Below are 18,123 nucleotides of genomic sequence, written 5' to 3'. Positions count from 1 at the left end.
CTTGAGCACCTGAGGCCTGAAGTGCGCGAAGGAGCTGGCCCCTAAGTCTTCATTCCGTGCGAGGGATCAAAGATCGCCGCACACAGAAAAGGCAGCGCAAGGAGCGTCAGCATTTGCGCCGGCCGAAGCGCCGGGACGCGGGACTGACTGCAACGACGAGATCGGTTAAAAGGGCAGCCGTAGGAGTGTCAGCATAGCGCCGGCTAAGGCGGGACACGGGACCGACGGCCCCCGACGAGGAGTGCCGCTTTCCCGGCTAGGGATCGTCACCCGCCTGGGCCGAAAGAGCCATGCAAAATAAGGACTTCGCTCCATTTGGGTATTTATGAGTCATTTATTGGGTGAAGCCGTCTCCAACTGTTTCATCAGGAAGTGGAAATCGGCTTTCGGAAGAGGGCCAACAGGCAGTCTTCATTGATCGACGCGCCCCGGCACTCGATGCACTCGATCTCGGTCAACGATTCGTTCAGCATGGCGATGGTGGTTTCTGCACCAGCAGCGTGCCCCCAGCGTTGGCAATTGGCGTCACGTGCCGATCCGAAAACCAGCTGCCCGCCTGGCGCAAGCAGACCTACCAGGTTGCGGACTGCCGCGCGGATCTGAACGAGGTCTCCGACGTAGTAAAGAACCTCCGCAACGACGATCAGGTCGAACAGCTCATCACTCGAAAACTGTTGAACATCGGAAATTATCCAGCTGATGTGCGGCGTCTCCTTCATGCGTAAACGTGCTCGCGTAATCGCTGGCTCGACGACATCGATCACGGTGAGCCGCTGGCAAATGGGGGCTAGCCGCTCCGTAAAAGCGCCGGCAGCGCACCCGACTTCGAGCGCATTTGCGACTCGACCTTGCGCAAGTGACAACCGGAGAATTTGGGTGTGGCGCTCCCGCTCGAACGGGTTGCCATCGAGCCGCCATGGGTCGTCTGCGGCCATTTCTCGATTCAGCAGTTCATGATCGATTTTATGGGTCAAATTCGCACCTAGCTAAGGCAGCAATCACCGGCGCTGCAAATGCCGTCAGATGTCGGTAGGGTCGGGACCGTACTGCGGGCCGAGGCAGTTGATTTCGGTCACGCTCCTAATAGGGTCGGCAGGATTGGCAAAATTGATTGTTTGGATGACAACCATCCACGCGCTGAACACATCGAAGGCGGAATTGGGCGTGGCTGGGTCCACTTCTGTGTGACGCCGGCCGACAAACGCTTTGCGGCGGTGGGGAATTCCGCACACCCACGGCGATTGACACGTTGACGATCCGCGATGGAAGAGCTCGCGGTATTAGAGCAGCCCCGTCTTCATCAAGCTGATCCCGCGCAGCCGCGACCGTTCACGTCGAACCACACGCGCCCGCCTGCTACGACGCCGCACGCTGATGCTGACATTATGGTGACTGGGGTTTACCGCCTCAGCATGGCCGCAATGCCATGACGGACAAAGGGAAGATGTTGGCCGAGGCGCAGCCCCACATGCCTTGCAAGCCGTGCCGCCGGATGCTCGCTTGAGTAGAGTCCGACGAGGATATTCGTAGCATGGTAGAGCGGCGCCGCCGACAGGCGCAGTCGGCTTTCATATCTGTGGAGCATGTCGGGATCGGCAATGTCGCGACGGTCGCGCCATGCGGTCTCTATACCGCGGGCGAGCTGCTTCTGGCCGCCGAGGCCGATGTTGAAGCCATGCGCGGTCACCGGGTGCATGCCAATGGCAGCGTCGCCGATCAATGCGACGCTCGGCGCCCGGAACCTGTGCGCCCAGGTCGTGGCCAACGGATAGATATAGCGTTGGCTTGCCAGGTTCATATTGCCGAGGCGCCCTCGACAGCGCTTTGTCAACTCCCTCAGGAACAACTCGTCGTCGAGGGCAAGCAGTCCGTCGGCCTCGTTTGAGGGCAAAGTCAAAAGCAGCGACGACACGCCTGGCGCGAGAGGCAACATCGCCACCGTCTGATGGTGATCGAACCATTCGATCGCAATCTGGTGGTGGGGGCGCTCGTGCCTCACCCGGCAAATCAGCATCGAGTTGCCAAGCCGATTGATATCGGCGCCGATGGCGAGCAGATTGCGGGTGGCGGAAAAACGCGAATCGGCTGCAACGAGAAGCCGAGCGCTCAGCTGCCTGCCATTGGAGAGCGTTATCACTGCTCCTTGACGGCTGTTTGTTGCACGCACGACCGAGTGGCCGCACAGCAGCCGGGCATGGCCCCGCAAGCGGATGATCTTGAACAGGGCATCGCGGATCTGGCAATTCGGGACCAGAACGCCCAGTGGTTCCGCGGATCCGCCGGGGGAATCGAAACACAACGCAAACGGGCTCGATCCGTTGAGGACGCGTGCGCCTTGAAGCGGTGACTTGTCCGAAGCGGAGATAACATCCCAGGCGCCGAGCTCGCGAAGGATTCCAATCGAGGCGTGGGTGAGCGCGATCTCGCGACCGTCGAAATCCGGACTTGCCAGTCTTTCCAGGGACTGCCCTTCGACAACCGCCAGTTTGAGCTGGCTATGGGCAAGCGATGCGGCGAAGGAAAGTCCGACCGGCCCGGCGCCCACGACAATAATGTCGAAGCTGTCGTCACAGCCGGCCATCAGCGCGCCGCCAGCGCGTCGGTTCTCTTCGTGAGATGTTGGGGGAGTCGAGCCGCATGTCGTGCATCGATTGCGCTGTGATCTATTGCCCGCATCGCCTCAAGCGCGTTTCTCACGTCGGTTCCTGGCTGGTGAAGCGTCATTTGCCTGCCGTATGATCTGGATTGTCAAGATGATGGGAGCGACGACCAGGCTGTCGGTCAGCACATGCGTTTTTCCCGTGAAGGACTGGGCGATCAAACCACGCCGACAAGGGCGTGGCCTTGATCTGGGTCAGTCGAGGCCCAACCGGCGTCAGATGACATCGATCCAATCCAGTCATGCGCCAGCTGATCCCATGACGACGCCATGGCACCAGCCAGCCCAGGGGAGAACAAGCGTCTGACCTGGGAGGGCTGTTTCAGGACTTTTGCGAGATCAGCGAATAACCGGCTCGCCATGGAAGCGCCGGCGCGAGGGCGGGGAGACGCCGAAGCCGACTTCCATCATCAGCCGTGGCGTGCGCGAAGGCACGGTGCCCATATGGAAGCCGAACGGATCCTCGACGAAACCGAGACCGGCTTCGCCGGTCAGCGTGACGGGGCTGTCATCGCCATAGACCTTGAGAACTTCTTGCGCCGGATGGCCGACAAGCAGCGTCAGCTGATGCTTGATGGCGCGGCGGTTATGACTGCCCCGCACATAAACATGCGGGCCGGTGCCTTCGTCGACCGGCGTCAGATAGAAGAAGAATTTCAGCATCCTCCAGTCATCGAGATCGAAATGATACTTGCCAAGCGAGGCACGGTTCTTGTCGGCGTCGGAAGCCTGGCTGGTCGGGAAGCTCCACCAGACGCGTGTGGTGATCAATTTCGCCTGAGCGCCCAGATAATGCGCGGCGATGTCGAGCAGCAGCGGGTCGTTCTGGATGGCGACCGCTGCCTTGCAGCCGAGGATATGTTCGAAAAAGTGGCCGCTGAGCAGCGAGCAGCCGAAACGCTTCTCGGCCTCGGCATGGTCCTCAGCCATGAATTCGAGACGGCGATCGAAATTGCCGAAACAAGGCGTGTAGCGGGCGAAGGCGGCGATCTCCTTATGGATGGAAGTCGGCAGGACGAGCCCGCAAAACAGCCCGTCCGACCGCAGCGCCTCGACAACGTCCTGGCGATCGACGCCGGCAAACATGGTGTCGTGGGCTTTTTGCGACACGCGAACCGGCTTTGCCCCACGCCAGTGCATCCGGCGGGCCGGCATGGTGCGGGCGAGCACGAACATCGGCAGCCATGCCGGGTTCTCGCGAATGTCCGACAGATAGGTCGGAATGCGCACGGCGATGCGGCGCAGCACGCCGCCGTTTCGCGCGATGGCCTCGAGACTGGTGGCGCCAGATTTGTCAGGGCTCGAAAGGGTCATGAAGGGTCCTCAGCTGAATGCGATATCGACGAAGCATTGCCTCGCCGCTGGTCCAAGCCCGATTCCCGCAACGGAAGGACGTGTAGGCGCGCGTCGGTTTTTGTGCAACGCACAATAGCCTTGCGCGTGGCACATGCTGTTCGGATCGCCGTGCGCATCAGCCAATATTCCAGCGGCAGGCAAACGGGGCGGCGGCACTTGACAAGCGCCGCCGCCCGGCTTGGCAGCTATTGGCGGACGAACAGCGACTGGACGCTCGCCCATTGATCGGCGGTGCGGAAGCCGCCGCGTTTCGTGTAGCTTTCGACCGGGAATTTCATCCAGTTGGGCAGCCAGTTGTCGATTTTCTCGCGGCCGTTCTCGCCCGCGAGGCAATCGCGGATGATCTTCTTTTGCGTCTTGACCTTCTCGGCGACATTGCCGTCGGCGACATGCTTGCCGGCGAGGTCGGCCAGCATCGCATTGGCGATCTCCCTGTCGCGCAGCAGGTCGAAGAAGGCGTCGTCCGGTTGCCACCACGCACCCATGTCGATGCCCAGATGGTTGCCGAGCGCCTCGACGACGGCGCTGCCGGCTTCGAGCGTCTCGGCCATGACAAGGCTGAGAACGCGCATGACATCGTCGTCGCAAAGTGGCAGCAAACGGGCAAAGACTGCGGCAAGCGCAAAGGCGTCGCCATTGCCGCCGGCTATCGCACCCTCCTCGTCGGCCTGCCCAAGCAGCGCAAGCACCGCGCGCCGTTTTTCGGCGAAGGCGGCTTCGGCCCTGGACGCGGCAATACTTGCCGCCACCGCTTCATTGGCGGTGCGCTGCGGCTCGCGGCGAACCTGCCACAGGCCCGAACCTGTGATGGCATGCGCCACCATCAGGCGCAGCGCGACACAAGGATGGTCGAGCATGGCGGTACGCACGGCACCGTGGCGGTGCAGATCGACATAGTTCTGCATCGGCCCGGTGAGTTCCGGCCGCGACGGCTTGGCGGGGATTTCATCGAGCGCGCCGGCTTCGCCTTGCGCGCGGGCGCGGCGGGCCTCCTTGCGCGACAGCCAGCCCCTCATGGCACTCGACCGCGCCGCGATGCGAGACTGAGATGAAGACCTTGCCGCCCTTCTTCCTTGGCGTCTTTTCGTAGTCCCATGACTGGAAATGCTGCCCCGGTTCGAGCACGGCCACCTCGGGCCAGCCGGCTTCCAGATAGGCATCGCGTTTGGCGGCGATCGCCTCGTTCTGCTTTTGCCAGAACAGGTCGGCATCGGCGAAATAGCTGTCCTCGCCGAACAGGTCGCAGACGATCAGGCCCGGATAATCCTCGAGGGCAAACAGCGCCATCTTGGTGGAAATCGACTGGCCGCCGAACAGCCATTGTTTCAACTGGTGGCCGCGCGGCGCGTATTGCTCGGGATCGGCATAAAGCGCCAGCCAATCCTTCTGCTGCGCCTTCGATGCCATGGTCAGATGGCGCGCCGTCTCGGCGTCGATGTCGGCGCGCCGATAGGCCTCGCGGATTTTGGGCAGAAGATCGCCGAGCGCCAGAATGCGTTTGACCAGAAGCTCGGTGATGCCGAAGGTGGCGGCGATGTCATCAACGCTGCGGCCCTCCTTGATCAGCCGCGAAAACGTCTCCCACTGCGACACCTCGTCGGGATCGAGCCGGGCGAAGTTTTCGATCAGCGAGGCCTCGAGCGCGTCGGCGTCGTCGCCGTCTTCCATGATGGCGCAGGGCAAGGCATTGCGCTGGCCGCGCTCGTCGGCGAGCGACTTCGCGGCGAAATAGCGGCGCCGGCCGGCGACGATCTCGAAGCTTTCCGGCGTGCCGTTGGGCCGCACCAGAAGCGGCACCAGGACGCCGCGCGCGCGAACCGATGGCAGGATGTCCGACACGTCGGGCGCGCGTTTGGAATGGCGCATGTTGAGCGCGGAAATGTTGAGCTTATCAAGCGGAATGTGGGCAAGTTGCATGGTTTGTCTCCTTCGTTTGAGGGGTGGAATTGTCCCGCCGCAGAGGCTGCAAGCCGGCGCGGCGGGACGGTTTTCGCGCCTAGCGGCGCGTCTGTTCCGCCGTGTCGGGCGGAAGCTTGGAATGGGCGTTGCCAAGGGCTTCTGCCGCCTGTCGCAGCAGTCGGTCGGCTTCGGTGATGTGGCCGGCGCTGTACGCTGCCTGGGCGTAGACGGAGAGCGGAAAGCGCGCCTTGAATCCAAGGTCGCGCTCGATGCCGAGGCCAAGCCGCCCCTTGACGCTTGCAAGCTCGGCAAGACTGACGCTGCCGAGTTCGGGGAAGCCGAAGCCGAGGTCGCAAAGGCCGAAAAGGGTGTCGCCGTCGGCGTCGAGTTCAGTGAGAAGCCAGGTTGCTGGCCCGGTCGGATCGAACAGTTTGACCACCGGGACATGGTCGGTTTCGGTGTCGGTTGCGCCATTGGCGAGCAGCCGGGCGCATAGGTCGTCGGTAATCAGGATCATGGCAAAACTCCTCTCAAAACAGGTCGCGTTGATTTCTGGCGTCATCGAACAGCCCGATATCGAGCGGCTTTTGCGCTGCGCGCGCGGGCGCGTCGGCCAAACGGGCAGGCGGTCGCGCGTGGTGGCTGGACATCGGGAATGAGCGTCTGCTCGCCTTGCGGCGTTGGCTCGGTCCGCAGGGTGTCGGGATCGCGCGCGCTCATGCCGCGATCTCGTCTTGTTGCGCGCCTTGGGCCTCGGCGTTGAAGCCCAGAAGAAAATCGGCGGCCTTGGAGGCAAGGCTGGCGGCGCGGAAGATGGCGCGATTGTCCTCGCGCAGCACCTTCAGTAATCGCGAGGTGTCGATAATGTTAAGGAACGCAGCTGGATGCGCGGTTTTGCACCGTTTCCGGCCACATTCCTTCGCATTATTTCAGAGCGTATCGAGCCAGGCCAGCAGGCTCACATCCTGCTTCCATGACGGCGGACGTCCCGTTGTTGCCGGAACGTCGACCTGCTCCAGTGCTTTTCGCTTCGTTTCTAAATTGGCCCTGGCGTAGTGGTTGGTGGTGTCGAGGCTCACATGGCCGAGCCAGCTGCGGATCACCGTGACATCGACGCCTGCCGAGACGAGGTGCACGGCGGTGGCATGGCGGAAGCTGTGCGGCGTCACATGCTTGGTTCGCAGCGTTGGCGCGATTGCGGCGGCCGCCGTCACATAGGCTGCAAGCTTGAACCGGACGCCCGAGGCGCTGAGCGGTTCGCCGTAGCGGTTGACGAACATCCGCTCGTTTGGCGCTCGCGGCTGCCGCTCCAGCAGCTTTTTCAGCAGTACCGCGGTTTCCGGCCAGAGCGGGCAGATGCGCTCCTTGCGACCTTTGCCAAGGAGGCGCACGCAGCCGGGCGTGTCGAACCGGATCGCCTCAGGACATAGGTCGAGCGCCTCCTGTATCCGTGCCCCGCTGTTGTAGAGGAACGAGAGCAACGCATGATCGCGCATGCCTTCGAGTGTTGAACGGTCTGGTTGGGCAAGGATCGCCGCCACTTCTGCCGGATCCAGATAGCAGGGTTCCGATACCGGCGCCCGCTTGACTGGGATGTTGTGGATATCGACACACTGCGCGATCGACGCGGGATCCCTGGTCGCCACGAAGTTGAAGAAGCTGCGGATCGCGGCAAGCCGACAGTTGCGCGTCCCGATCGTGCCGCCGCGTTCGTGTTCGGCGTGCTTCAGGAACCCAGTGACCTCGCTGGCGGCCAGATCGGCCAGCGTGATCATCGCAACCTTCTTTCCCGCGCGCTGCGCGACGAACCGCAGGAACAGCCGCCAGGTGTCGCGGTAGGATCGCACCGTATGGATGGATGCGTTGCGTTGCTCGACAAGCCATTCGTAGAAGAACGCCCGCATCAGTTCCGGGAACGGGTTTGCCCTAATCATGGCTGCACCTCCCGCTTCAGGTTGAGGCATGGTGCGCCCACCGCCCGGAACCGCTCGTTTGCAAGGTGCAGCAGGTCCTGCGTGACGGTGATGTAGACCAGCGTGGAGTTGATGTCCCGATGGCCGAGGTATGTCGCAAGGAAAGGCAAGCGCTCCTGCGGGTTGATGCCCGTCCGATACCACTCGAGGATCCGGTTCACGACCATCGAGTGGCGCAGGTCGTGCAAGCGCGGCCCCGTTCGCCCTTGCGGTGGTTTCAGCTCGGCCCGGCGGATGACATCGACGAGCAGCCAAGCGATGGCCTCCTTTGTGTAACGTGCACCGCGCTGCTCGTGCCAGAACAGGCCCGAACGTGAGTCCTGCGATGCTCCGGCACGGCGCCGTGCAACGATATAGGCCCGAAGCTCGGCCATCACGCTGTCGGGAAGCGGCAGGATCCTGGTCTTGAAGAACTTGGTCTGCCGAACCGTGATCGTGCCACCCTGAAGGTCGACGTCACCCAGATCGAGGCGGGCGAGCTCACCTCGCCGCAGACCCGCGCAATAGGCCAGCAACAGCATGGTGTAGATGCTCAGCGGGCGAAGCGCCGCCCGTGGCGACGGATAGGAACGGGCGATATCGAGCATCCGCCGCACGTCGGCGGGTGAGTAGATATGAGGCTTGCGCCATTGCTTCGCCACTTCCTTTTCTGGGCGTGGGTCCGGTCGGCGCGGCGGGATCGACGGATTCCGGTAGCGGAGTATCTTCGCAAGGACGCGCTTCAGCTTTTCGCATTCCGCGGCGTGGTTGCGCGTGGCTTTCGCCGACGCCCAGTGTTCGAGCATCACCTCGATCGGCTCATCCCGAAGGGCAGGGTTCAACTGCAGGAACCGGTCGAACCGCATGAGCCACACGGGCTGGGTGCTGTATCTGTAACCCCTGTTGCGCATTAGCGCGACATGTTCGGCCATCATTCCGCCCAGCACGGTGCCAAACGGCCGAGGCTGACGCAGCTCGGCAAGGGCACGGTCCGGAGTGTCCGACGCCAGGGCCCGCCAGACGGGCTTGCACTGTTTGATATTGCACGTCTCGCGCAGGGCAACGACGGGGCTTCGATTGATGACCCCGGTCTGCACCAGGTGATCGAGGAACCGATCGATAATACGGGTACGGTGCAGCTGCGTCGATGCCGCCCAGCGCTCGGACCATGCACGCAACCAGTCCGCCAGCACGTCCTGGTTGAGCTCGGCGTGGCGCTCGGCGACGTCCTGGAAGCTGTGGAGCACCTGCTTGTAATAAATGCGGCTGTTCGCGCTGCGCAGGCCAAGACCGGCTAGATAACGCGCGATCGACCGCCGTTCGGGATCAGGCCATGTCGTCATGACAGCACCTCCGATCCCGGCACGTCGAGTGCGATAGCCCGGAGATCCTCGGTGGCGAGCTTGAGGTAGGGTGCCGTCGCTTCGGTTGAACGGTGGCCTAGCAGGTCGCCAATGACCTTCTGCGGCACCGACGCTCGCAGCATTTCGACCGCACGGGCATGGCGGAAGATGTGCGGCCCGCTCTTACCGCACGGTTTGACGCCGGCATCGCCGAGCCGCCGCCGAACCGCGCTACCGAGCATCCCGAGCCTACGATAGGGCGCGCGCGTGCGGATGAAGATTTCCCGGACGTCGGTATCGGGCCGCCCCGAGCGCAGATAGGCGAGCACCGCTTCGCCCACCGGCGCCATCAGGGGCAGGAACGAGCAAGCCCGTGTCTTGGTGTGCCGGACGCGGATCGATTCCGCCCGCCAGTCAATGTCCTCGAGCCGCAGATTGCGTATCTCGCTCGACCTCAAGCCATATGTTGCGAGTAATTGCAGGATGGCATGGTCCCGCAGCCCCACTGGTGTCGTATCTTTCCTCGCACTTTCCAACACGGCAGCGATCTGATCCCGTTCCAGGATCGAGGGGACCCCCTCATAGGCGTAGAGCAGCGGTGCGATGACGTGCGGCGACAGATCGAGCGAGGTTCGCCCGGTTCGGTGGAGATACCGCAGCAATGAGATCAGGCGCTCCGCCACGTCCTTCAACGATTTGCGCGTCAGCTTCAGTGCACGCATGTCCATGTAATGGTCAATGTCGCTGACGTTCAGGACCATCAGGCTTTCGGCGCCACAGCGTTCAAGCTGCCAGGCCAGGAAGTGCCGTGCCTCCCACAACAGCGCGACGATACTGGGCCGGGCAAGGCCGCGCTCTTCGCGAAGCCAGGTCTCGTATTCGTCGCAGATCGTAAGCCGCACCTCGTCGGCCGCACATGTAACTTTTGGTGCGGGCGGCCACTGGCCCTGCGCAAGCCGCAACAGCGCGTGGATTCCGGAGCGCGGGATCGAGTGCCAGCACGGCCCCGGAGATCGACCACGGCGTTTCCGGAACAGCGCGATCGCATGCCGCAGATATTGCGCCACCTGCGCTTCGCACACATCCGCGACCAGGATATTCCGCCGCGCAAGATAGTCGAGGAACCCGCGCGCATGGGCGCAATAGTTCCCAACCACCACCGGGCTATATCGTTGGCGGGTCAGTACGACCCTGAGTTCGGCGATCAGTTCGCGATCGGTATTCGACATCCTTGGCTCCTCGGTTGGTCAAATTGACCACCGAGGTTCGCCGGGAAATAATGCGGAGCAAAGCCTGCCGCTCTTTGGCGCAATTGCGCGGGATTCACGCGCTTAAGCTGCGTTCCTTCACATTATCGACACCTCGCGATTACTGGAGTTATGGCGAGGTGAGCATAACTTCAGCCATGTGCCGATATAGTCGGCATGGCGCACGGTCGGCTCGATGCCGAGCGTCGAGCAGACAAAGGCAGCAGTGATTTCGGCAACCAGTTCCTCGCGCGCATAGGTCTTGGAACCGAAGGCGCCGGAGAGGTCGCGCGCCAGCCGCGCCGGGTGGCCGGTCCAGTGGCCAAGTTCGTGCAAGCAGGTGCGGTAATAGTCGATCTGCTGAAAGAAAGCCGGCTGCGGCGGCACCTGAATGGTGTCGGTGCCCGGCATGTAGAAAGCGCGATCGCCGCCGATGCGGAAATCCGCGCCGCTTGCTCGAATAAGCGCCTCGGCTTGGGGGACGATCTCGCGTTCGGGCAGCGGTTCGGCGTTGCCATAAAGGTGCTTGGGCAGGCCGTCGCACTGCGCGACGTTGAAGACGGTGAAGCGCTTCAAGTATGGCACCGCCTGCGGCTCGTCGCCGTCTGTCCTGGCGCGCTCCTGCTCGCCCTTTGGGACGAAGCGGTCGGCATGCACGATTGTTGTGCCGCGCTCGCCCTTCCTGACATTGCCGCCAAGGGCAAGCGCCTGCCGGAAGGTCAGCCAGTTCTGGCCGGGATAGCTGCGCTCGATGACGGCGCCCCACAGGATGAGGATGTTGATGCCGGAATAGCGGCGCCCGGTGGCTCCGTTGCTGGGCAGGCCGAGGTCGGCCTTTGCGCTGCCCCATGGCTTGACCCATGGCACGGTGCCGCGCTCCAGTTCGGCAATGATGCGGTCCGTGATCTCCTGATAAAGGCTGGCGCCCGGGCGCCCGCCCCTGCCCGCGCCAGCCTCTCGGCTGCCGCAACGGTTGTGTTTTGCACGCATCGTCTGGTCCTCCGCTCTTCAATCCCGCGCCTTTCCCCGCAAGTGGGGTGGCGGCGAGACGCGACCGGAAAGGCCCGCCGTCGGAGGCGGACCGCATCCGAAGGACCGGAACGAAGAGGAGGACCGAAGCGCAAGCGAAGGGTTGCGGGATGCCGCGGCGGGCCTAGAAGGGAGTGCCGCCCACCCCGCGCCGCCGGGAACGGCCAACGAACAAACCGCGCCGGCCGACAGGGCGGCGACCGTCAGCAGCCGACAGGCTGCCCGCGCCAGGGGGCGAAGCCGGATGGCCGAGACCGCCTGAGCCTGGCGAAGAAAAAGCGGGCTCGGTTCACGAGCACCCGGCACGCGCCGTCAGGCGCGCGGGCGCCATCAAGTGCCGGCAGATTGCCGCTTGCTGGCGGAAGCCTGGACGCCATGCTTTACGCTGCGGTTTTGTCAGCTCGCAGGGCTCAACGCCCGGTGCCCCCGCCAGGCGTGCCTCTGTGCCAGACGCTGATGCGCCACCTGAAATCTGCATAGCTGTTCGGCGCTATCGACCGCATGCCGGCACTGGGCACGCCGCCCGGCGAGCGAATTTCCGAGGTCTTGATCCATCCACTGGCGACGTGCTGAGGGAAATTTCCCGACATGGGGTCGAGGAGGCGCGCAGCGGTCGACCAAGCGTATATGGCGCAGGCTGGATGGGCGGCCATGACGGCCGGGAGTGCTGCGACATGCTATGGCGCTGGCATCAGCTGATCATAGACCATAACGTCGGCCTTGCTGCCATTCTTACGGCGGAGATGGGCAAGCCGCTTGGCGATGCCAGTTCGAAGTCCCTCACGCGGCCCGCGTATCTGCAATGGTACGCCGAAGGCCAATCGTGTCTATGGCGAGACGATCTCCCCCGCCCTCGTCGGACTGGCGCATGCTGGCGGTCAAGCAGCCGGTCGGCGTTGCTGCCTCGATGGTCGCGCGCTGTCTCCCGCCGGTGCTGGCGGCGGGCTGCGCGGTCATCCTCAAACCTGCCGAACAGACGCCGCATGTTGCAGGCGCGATGATTGCGCTCGCGGCGGAGGCCGGCTTTCCCGAAGGCGTCGTCAACCTGATCTATACTTGCAAAGGCGATGCCATCGGCCGCAGCTGATTAGCCGATGAACTTGATCCACAGGCGCTTGATCCATGCGAGGATGGCCCCGAGGCCCTTTGGCTGGGCGCCGCGCTTGAGAAGGCGGTCATAGGCGCGGCCGGCTTCGATCTGCTCGCGAGACATCTTGCCCGCCCAATGGATTCGGCCACGTTTGACAATGTAGTGTGAGCCACAAGGGAAGTCGTGGTTGCCGATCGACGGCCAGATCGAAGCGCCCTCGTCCTCCATGACAAGGTCATATTCGGTTGGAACGAGCGGTGTCGAAACCTCCTCGCCACAGCCACAGGCGCAATTGTGGAGGGCAACGTGGCATTGGCGCGACACGTAAAGAACCCCGTCTTCCAGCTGTTCGGGAATGTCTTCGACAAACACCGTTGTAAGTCGATCCACCCGAGCCATCATGCCCCCCGGTTGGTGATGTTGTTGCCCTCGATCATGTATGTCGCGTTTCTTTCGTTGCGCTCGTCACGATAGAAGGTCAGCCAGCGCTTCCAGCGCATGATCGCCATGATCGCGTTCAACGCATTGAGCTCGGCGGTCTGGATCTCGGTTCCGTACACATCGGCCTCTTCATCGTCATCACCGAACGACAGATGGGTCGCCACCTCCGCCCACGGCGTGCCGGGGGCAATGAAAGTCGCCCGTGCGCAACCGTCGAGCGTATTATCGTCGAGCCCAAGACCAATGCCAGTGTCGACGAATGGGATGCCCAGGCGAACCAGCCCTTCGGCAATCACGCGCCGCGAGGATCCCTTGTCAACACAGACAAAGACGAAGTCATAACCCGCAAATTCGTCAATGTTGTCAGCCTTGACCCTGGTGGCGTGCGGCTTCACGCCCTTGTGAATGCGCGCGTAAAGCGCTGCGTAATAATCCACCTTGCGGGGAAAATTCTTCGCCAGCGCCAGTTCGGGAGCACCGGGCGAACGGAAAAGATTGTGGTTGAGAAGTTGGTCATCGTCGTAGATGTGGATCTCGGCAACGCGGGTCTTGGCGGCGAGATCGAGCAGATAGGCACCGGTGCCGCCGAGGCCGATGATTGCAATGCGGCCCTTGAGCTTGCGGTTGGCGATGACGATCCCATAGCGGGCTGACGCAGAATCGGGGATCGCGAAGGGGCTATCGTCCTCCGCGCTGGCTAGCGTGACGCCTGTGCGCGCGTTGGCGGTCTTGTCGTGCGACCGCGCGGCGGCGCCGAGGTGCGATTCGTAGGTGACAACCTTGTCGTAAATGTTGGCATACTGGCCGGTCCCTTCTGGCTTCGACGAGAAATAGTGGTAGACCTTGATGTCGGATCCGACAGTCGCCTCGTTGCTGTTGTGGATGATATTGGTCATCGGCGTGCCATCGCGATGGCACGGCGTCTCTCCGGTAAACCACATGGTGTGGTCGGTTTGTGGAGTCGAGGTCAAGCCTTGGGTATCCAGCGACAGAGTGCAGACAAGCGTGCCGCGGCCAAGCGACTTGTCGCGCTTCACGTAGGGGACGCTGTGAACGAGGAGAAGAACGAGCTCGCGCATCTCGAGCTCAAACCCCTCGTCCAGCAGCCGCTTCAGATGCGGATCACGACTTATCAGATCGGCGGACATTGAAGACCATCCCGTTCTTGACTTCGATGTTCTCGCCCTCCACCAGATCACCTTCCGCGCCGTGGACACCTTTCAGGTACGTGATCGTGTACTTGAACTTCTCAAAGTTGGCGTCGGGGTAGGCGAGCAGTGCAATCTCGCGATAGCTGTGCTTTCTCCTTGGTACCGTGCGCGATCGACCGTTGACCTTGATGATCACCGTTTTCGCCTCGCGGCTGCGGATGCGCTCCACGCCCTGTCCGCCAAGAGTCACCGCGCCGTCAGCGGGAATGACCGTATCGCCGGCGCTGTCCAGGATCAGCTCGAGATCCTCGTCGATGCTCGCGTAGCGATAGATGTCGGCCGCGGAGATTGTCGCCGATCCCCACTCCCAGCCACGCTCGTTGACGGTGAAAGAAAAGGCCCTGTCGCCTTGGAATGAAAGGAACTCAGAGTGGGGCATCTCCCTGAAGTCGATCGCTTCCTCAAGGCCGATCGAACGCGATGTCCTGTCCGCTATCTGGATGAGAATATAGTCGCTGGGCCGATCAAGCCCACCGAGGGCGCGGACCTCGCGACCAGAAATGATGGCGTCATTGGTAGCCACCACGCGGCCGTCCAGCTTGAATGTAAAGTTCGTCACGTCAGGCATCGAAGCCTCCTTGTCTCTCATTCTGCACAAGACATATATGCAATTTTTAGCCAATGTCTAGCTAGTTAATAGCTATTTTATCCTCATTTTTTGATTGACAATTATGGACTTTATAGCTACATAAAAAACACCGGTTAGGAGGCGCCTATGAAGCGCACGATGACGCTTAACTTGTCGGACGCGGAAATGAGCGTCCTTGAAACCATGTGTGAAGAAAAAGGGCTGTCCAAAACCGCGCTCGTTCGTCAGGCGCTGCGGCTCTACAAATCCGTCGACGATCGACTGGCGCGTGGCGAAAAGGTGTTTGTCGAAAGCGCGGATAAGTCAGAAAAAGTAGAGCTGATGGTTCTATGAAAGAGCTGATCGATCGCGTCTTTCTCTTAAATCGCGCAACAGGCCGGTTCGAAGATGCAGATCTGTATCATGGCCTGGACAGCACGAATCTGGCGCATATCGAAGGACGCTGGCGGCCGCTTTTTGAGCTGCGTCGCAGGGAAGCCAAGGCCTCTCTTCAGACTCTAGCGGAGGTCAATGCCGAAGACGCCCATTGGGAATGGGGCAAGAAGGCGCTGGCAGCGCTGAACGACCCGTTCCTGTTCGATTTCTTCGTGCTCGAATGTGGTGGCAGCACACAGGCCATCATGATGACGCGCAAAGGTGGCCAAGACTGCTTCAGTCGCCATCCCGAGCATCAGCGAGTGCCGCTGATCTACGTGGAGTTTCTGGCGACGGCGCCATGGAATCGACCAAAGCTGGTTGCTGAGCCGACTTACAAGGGTGCGGGGCGTGCGCTCGTTGGCACGGCCGTCAGCTTGAGCCTGGAAGAAGAGTTTGGTGGCCGGATCGGTCTGCATTCCCTTCCTGGCGCAGAAGTTTTCTACCGGGATGCGATCGGAATGACGGATCTTGGAGCGGATAGCGAAGGAGTGCATAAAGGGCTGAGATACTTCGAGCTTTCCAGCAGCGATGCTGCGACTTTCCTATCCGTGCAACACTAGCAAAGAGGAGTCGACCATGAAATTACATTTCACTGCCGATTGGCTACGCAGCCATATCGAACATGATCCAGATGTCGATTGCGACGCGGGACTCCCGCTGCGCGATGCAGCTCCGCTTGAGCGTCTTATGCAGGAGAAGTCTCGTCATCAAGCAACTGCGGGGCAGCCTTCGGCTGCCTCTGAACACAAAACTGTTGTGCTGTTTAAATTGGTGCATCAGCTTCGACGCAAGGACGGATTGAGCATTGCGCAGTTGGCTGCCAAAATTCGTGTTGATGCGGCGGAATTGGAGAAGGTGGAGAAGGATCCCTGCTATGTTCCAGGCCCGCGTACCGTTCATCAGCTAGCCGAGTTCATTGGGGTTTCAGCACGTGCTGTAGAACAGCTGACCGCGGCATCGTCTGCGCAGAACGATAATCTCACCGAAGCGGCGCATCGTTTTGCCGCGAGTTCGGACGACCTGTCGAAGCTAAGCCAGGCTGAAAGGCGCGACCTCAACGATTTCGTCAAGGTACTGGCGTCAATCGATAAGAAGAATGGATGACCATGTCCGCGATTGAGCCGATAATCGGGGACTTTGAGCGCCGAGATATCCATGAGCACATATCACGTCTGCTACGTGATCTCGGCAATCCGGAGCCCCCGTTACGGCTCGAGCAGGTACGCGCGCTGCAAAAGCTTGACCTTACCTATTATAGCAAAGCGAATTTGAGCCTACTGGATGAGATCGCCCACCGGGCGCGAATCGCTGGGAACGAGATCACCAGTACCGCCAAGCGCATGGTCGATGTGGTCCAGCAATATGGCCTTCGTGGTATCCTTATGCTGAAGGAAGGCGACAAGCGAATCTTCATCGATGATGACGTAGCCGAGCTGAAGCGACGCTTCCTCATCGCCCATGAGATTATACATGATCTTCTGCCTTGGCATCGCTCCCTGCTTCTGGGCGACAATGAGTCCACGCTGAACCCGACATTCCATCAGGCAATGGAGGCGGAAGCCAATTATGGCGGGCGCCGTCTCTTGTTTCTCGGGGGAAGATTTCGTCCCGAAGCGCTGGACTGCTCATTTGAATGGAAGAGTATCGAGCAGCTTCGCAAGCGCTACGGGAACACCCTTACGACGACGCTTTGGCAAATGGTTTGCGAACGCGATCCGGACTTTCCTGCCTTCGGCGTTGTCAGCCGGCATCCCTATCACAGAGATATCTGCGAGAAGGCTGGGATCGACAATGTAGCCTATTTCCCGAGATCGAAAGCGCTTGCTGAGCACTTTCCCGGAATCACCACTGAAGTTGCCTATTCCGCGATCTGCGATCACGCAACCAGCCGAAAGCGGGGTCCGGTGGGCGAAGGCGAAAGCATCTTTTGTGATGCGAACGGCGAACCCCACATATTCTGGTTGCACAGCTTCTCAAATACCTATGATTTGCTCACTTACTGCATCTACAAGAAGAAACACCAACGCATTTCCCCCGTCGGCTACAGGGCAGCCTGACTACCAACAGACGGTTATTTCAAGTGCCAGATGACAGCACAAAGGCGGCCGCTTGCGGCCCGCGACATGCTGTGGCGTTGGCATCAGCTGATCATCGACCATGCCGTCCGCCTTGCTGCCATTCTTGCGGCGGAGATGGGCAAGTCGCTTGCGAAGCCAGTTCGGAAGTCTCGCGCGGCCCGCGTATCTGCAATGGTACGCCGAAGGCCAATCGCGTCTATGGCGAGATGATCTCCCCCCGCCCTCGGCGGACCGGCGCATGCTGGTGCTGAAGCAGCCGACCGGCGTTGCTGGTACGATCGCGCCGTGGAATTTTCCCGCCTCAATTCGACCGGTTGCTGGCGATGACGGCTCCGCTGGTCTCACGTTCCACCAGCAGGACTGCAACCATGTGTTCATAGTGAAGAGCGAGACGAAGGACGCGGTGACGCTTACTGCCGAGGCGACCTTATCGCATGCCCTGAAGCCGTTCATCAGACGCTCAAATTCTCGGACCGCCGTCTGGAACAAGGCCGCAGCCGAGCGGGCCCGGCAGCTCGCCCAGCAGGATGACTGATCCAGGTTCTGCAGATCGAAGAGCGGCGCTGGTCACCGAGAACGCCGCTTTGCTGAAGCGTATGCTTGAAGCCGAAACGGAGGTCGATCGCCAGAGGCGTCACAAGGCCCGCCTCGTCGCAGAACGTGAGGAAGTCCAAAGCCAAAACGCTGATGCAAATGCACCGAGGTGCCCTAACCTGCGAGATCGATCATTCGGCCGTAGCATCAGGATGGTTCCGCTCGCATTCTGTCACATTGTGCGACAGGTTGCTTTGAGCCAACCCATAGCAAACTCT

The 18,123-nt window shown here is 61.4% G+C and carries 19 protein-coding genes and 1 pseudogene; 6 read left to right on the top strand and 14 right to left on the bottom strand.

Annotated elements, in window-relative coordinates; all coding sequences use genetic code 11:
• Positions 1-365: 365 nt before the first annotated feature.
• The 11 genes and pseudogenes from nodS to J1C56_RS30215 form a co-directional block, all read right to left on the bottom strand.
• Positions 366-974, bottom strand: a complete 609-nt coding sequence (gene nodS, locus J1C56_RS30260; RefSeq protein WP_214393644.1) for a nodulation methyltransferase NodS — start codon at positions 972-974, stop codon at positions 366-368.
• Positions 975-1,399: 425 nt separating this feature from the next.
• Positions 1,400-2,581: a 5-demethoxyubiquinol-8 5-hydroxylase UbiM gene (gene ubiM / locus J1C56_RS30255; RefSeq protein WP_214393643.1), complete on the bottom strand. Its 1,182-nt coding sequence runs from the start codon at positions 2,579-2,581 to the stop codon at positions 1,400-1,402.
• 417 nt (positions 2,582-2,998) lie between these two features.
• Entirely contained in the window at positions 2,999-3,973 is a 975-nt protein-coding gene (locus J1C56_RS30250; RefSeq protein ID WP_214393642.1) for a hypothetical protein, read from the bottom strand.
• Positions 3,974-4,200: 227 nt separating this feature from the next.
• A complete protein-coding gene (locus J1C56_RS33195) occupies positions 4,201-5,031 on the bottom strand; it encodes a hypothetical protein (protein WP_246592165.1) in 831 nt (276 codons plus the stop codon).
• Positions 4,961-5,932: a ParB/RepB/Spo0J family partition protein gene (locus J1C56_RS33190; RefSeq protein WP_246592164.1), complete on the bottom strand. Its 972-nt coding sequence runs from the start codon at positions 5,930-5,932 to the stop codon at positions 4,961-4,963. The genes J1C56_RS33195 and J1C56_RS33190 overlap by 71 nt, the downstream gene beginning before the upstream one ends.
• A 79-nt stretch (positions 5,933-6,011) precedes the next feature.
• A complete protein-coding gene (locus tag J1C56_RS30240; protein WP_214393641.1) occupies positions 6,012-6,431 on the bottom strand; it encodes a DUF2958 domain-containing protein in 420 nt (139 codons plus the stop codon).
• A gap of 199 nt (positions 6,432-6,630) precedes the next feature.
• Positions 6,631-6,759: pseudogene (locus J1C56_RS30235) on the bottom strand (antirestriction protein ArdC); the annotation flags it as partial.
• Positions 6,760-6,843: 84 nt separating this feature from the next.
• On the bottom strand, positions 6,844-7,818 hold the full coding sequence (locus tag J1C56_RS30230) for a tyrosine-type recombinase/integrase (RefSeq protein ID WP_246592163.1): 975 nt from the start codon (positions 7,816-7,818) through the stop codon (positions 6,844-6,846).
• 26 nt (positions 7,819-7,844) lie between these two features.
• Complete coding sequence (locus tag J1C56_RS30225; protein WP_214393640.1) at positions 7,845-9,209, bottom strand: tyrosine-type recombinase/integrase; 1,365 nt, start codon at positions 9,207-9,209, stop codon at positions 7,845-7,847.
• Entirely contained in the window at positions 9,206-10,438 is a 1,233-nt protein-coding gene (locus J1C56_RS30220) for a tyrosine-type recombinase/integrase (protein WP_214393639.1), read from the bottom strand. The genes J1C56_RS30225 and J1C56_RS30220 overlap by 4 nt, the downstream gene beginning before the upstream one ends.
• A 117-nt stretch (positions 10,439-10,555) precedes the next feature.
• A complete protein-coding gene (locus tag J1C56_RS30215; protein WP_214393638.1) occupies positions 10,556-11,446 on the bottom strand; it encodes an ArdC family protein in 891 nt (296 codons plus the stop codon).
• Between the two features lie 907 nt (positions 11,447-12,353).
• Here J1C56_RS30215 and J1C56_RS33535 point away from each other — a divergent pair.
• On the top strand, positions 12,354-12,572 hold the full coding sequence (locus tag J1C56_RS33535) for an aldehyde dehydrogenase family protein (RefSeq protein ID WP_338001534.1): 219 nt from the start codon (positions 12,354-12,356) through the stop codon (positions 12,570-12,572).
• On the opposite strand, the gene J1C56_RS30205 is transcribed toward J1C56_RS33535, so the two are convergent.
• The 3 genes from J1C56_RS30205 to J1C56_RS30195 are packed head-to-tail and all read right to left on the bottom strand — an operon-like array spanning position 12,573 to position 14,795.
• Positions 12,573-12,974: a ubiquitination-like system serine protease family protein gene (locus J1C56_RS30205; RefSeq protein ID WP_246592162.1), complete on the bottom strand. Its 402-nt coding sequence runs from the start codon at positions 12,972-12,974 to the stop codon at positions 12,573-12,575.
• Positions 12,974-14,164 (bottom strand): ThiF family adenylyltransferase, encoded by a 1,191-nt coding sequence (locus tag J1C56_RS30200; RefSeq protein ID WP_214393636.1) that lies wholly within the window; start codon positions 14,162-14,164, stop codon positions 12,974-12,976. The genes J1C56_RS30205 and J1C56_RS30200 overlap by 1 nt, the downstream gene beginning before the upstream one ends.
• The gene (locus tag J1C56_RS30195; RefSeq protein ID WP_246592161.1) at positions 14,139-14,795 is read right to left on the bottom strand and encodes a multiubiquitin domain-containing protein; all 657 of its coding nucleotides are present in this window, start codon (positions 14,793-14,795) and stop codon (positions 14,139-14,141) included. The genes J1C56_RS30200 and J1C56_RS30195 overlap by 26 nt, the downstream gene beginning before the upstream one ends.
• A 147-nt stretch (positions 14,796-14,942) precedes the next feature.
• Here J1C56_RS30195 and J1C56_RS30190 point away from each other — a divergent pair, with 147 nt between their 5' ends.
• From J1C56_RS30190 to J1C56_RS33830, 5 genes are all read left to right on the top strand, one after another.
• A complete protein-coding gene (locus J1C56_RS30190; RefSeq protein WP_010913797.1) occupies positions 14,943-15,149 on the top strand; it encodes a ribbon-helix-helix protein, CopG family in 207 nt (68 codons plus the stop codon).
• The gene (locus J1C56_RS30185; protein WP_010913796.1) at positions 15,146-15,793 is read left to right on the top strand and encodes a hypothetical protein; all 648 of its coding nucleotides are present in this window, start codon (positions 15,146-15,148) and stop codon (positions 15,791-15,793) included. Before J1C56_RS30190 ends, J1C56_RS30185 begins: the two co-directional genes overlap by 4 nt.
• A 16-nt stretch (positions 15,794-15,809) precedes the next feature.
• Positions 15,810-16,337, top strand: coding sequence for a helix-turn-helix domain-containing protein (locus J1C56_RS30180; protein ID WP_214393634.1), 528 nt, complete (start codon positions 15,810-15,812; stop codon positions 16,335-16,337).
• Positions 16,334-17,290 carry an ImmA/IrrE family metallo-endopeptidase gene (locus J1C56_RS30175; RefSeq protein WP_214393633.1) on the top strand — a complete coding sequence of 319 codons (957 nt, stop codon included), beginning with the start codon at positions 16,334-16,336 and terminating at the stop codon, positions 17,288-17,290. The genes J1C56_RS30180 and J1C56_RS30175 overlap by 4 nt, the downstream gene beginning before the upstream one ends.
• Positions 17,291-17,390: 100 nt before the next feature.
• Positions 17,391-17,846 (top strand): aldehyde dehydrogenase family protein, encoded by a 456-nt coding sequence (locus J1C56_RS33830; RefSeq protein WP_420797447.1) that lies wholly within the window; start codon positions 17,391-17,393, stop codon positions 17,844-17,846.
• The last annotated feature ends 277 nt before the right edge of the window (positions 17,847-18,123 follow it).

It is taken from the genome of Aminobacter anthyllidis (assembly GCF_018555685.1).
In the GTDB taxonomy this organism is placed as follows: Bacteria; Pseudomonadota; Alphaproteobacteria; order Rhizobiales; family Rhizobiaceae; genus Aminobacter; species Aminobacter anthyllidis.
Note: the sequence above shows the minus strand (reverse complement) of the source record. Positions and strands in the feature narration are given on the sequence as shown.

Excerpts from the sequence above, each read along its gene's own strand:
- J1C56_RS30195 (WP_246592161.1), bottom strand. The coding sequence starts at position 14,795 with ATGCCTGACGTGACGAACTTTACATTCAAGCTGGACGGCCGCGTGGTG.
- J1C56_RS30180 (WP_214393634.1), top strand. The coding sequence starts at position 15,810 with ATGAAATTACATTTCACTGCCGATTGGCTACGCAGCCATATCGAACAT.
- J1C56_RS30185 (WP_010913796.1), top strand. The coding sequence starts at position 15,146 with ATGAAAGAGCTGATCGATCGCGTCTTTCTCTTAAATCGCGCAACAGGC.
- J1C56_RS30250 (WP_214393642.1), bottom strand. The coding sequence starts at position 3,973 with ATGACCCTTTCGAGCCCTGACAAATCTGGCGCCACCAGTCTCGAGGCC.
- J1C56_RS30240 (WP_214393641.1), bottom strand. The coding sequence starts at position 6,431 with ATGATCCTGATTACCGACGACCTATGCGCCCGGCTGCTCGCCAATGGC.
- J1C56_RS33190 (WP_246592164.1), bottom strand. The coding sequence starts at position 5,932 with ATGCAACTTGCCCACATTCCGCTTGATAAGCTCAACATTTCCGCGCTC.
- J1C56_RS33830 (WP_420797447.1), top strand. The coding sequence starts at position 17,391 with ATGCCGTCCGCCTTGCTGCCATTCTTGCGGCGGAGATGGGCAAGTCGC.
- ubiM (WP_214393643.1), bottom strand. The coding sequence starts at position 2,581 with ATGGCCGGCTGTGACGACAGCTTCGACATTATTGTCGTGGGCGCCGGG.
- J1C56_RS30190 (WP_010913797.1), top strand. The coding sequence starts at position 14,943 with ATGAAGCGCACGATGACGCTTAACTTGTCGGACGCGGAAATGAGCGTC.
- J1C56_RS33535 (WP_338001534.1), top strand. The coding sequence starts at position 12,354 with ATGCTGGCGGTCAAGCAGCCGGTCGGCGTTGCTGCCTCGATGGTCGCG.
- J1C56_RS30200 (WP_214393636.1), bottom strand. The coding sequence starts at position 14,164 with ATGTCCGCCGATCTGATAAGTCGTGATCCGCATCTGAAGCGGCTGCTG.
- J1C56_RS30220 (WP_214393639.1), bottom strand. The coding sequence starts at position 10,438 with ATGTCGAATACCGATCGCGAACTGATCGCCGAACTCAGGGTCGTACTG.
- J1C56_RS30205 (WP_246592162.1), bottom strand. The coding sequence starts at position 12,974 with ATGGCTCGGGTGGATCGACTTACAACGGTGTTTGTCGAAGACATTCCC.
- J1C56_RS30215 (WP_214393638.1), bottom strand. The coding sequence starts at position 11,446 with ATGCGTGCAAAACACAACCGTTGCGGCAGCCGAGAGGCTGGCGCGGGC.
- J1C56_RS30230 (WP_246592163.1), bottom strand. The coding sequence starts at position 7,818 with ATGCGGGCGTTCTTCTACGAATGGCTTGTCGAGCAACGCAACGCATCC.
- J1C56_RS30175 (WP_214393633.1), top strand. The coding sequence starts at position 16,334 with ATGACCATGTCCGCGATTGAGCCGATAATCGGGGACTTTGAGCGCCGA.
- J1C56_RS30225 (WP_214393640.1), bottom strand. The coding sequence starts at position 9,209 with ATGACGACATGGCCTGATCCCGAACGGCGGTCGATCGCGCGTTATCTA.
- J1C56_RS33195 (WP_246592165.1), bottom strand. The coding sequence starts at position 5,031 with ATGAGGGGCTGGCTGTCGCGCAAGGAGGCCCGCCGCGCCCGCGCGCAA.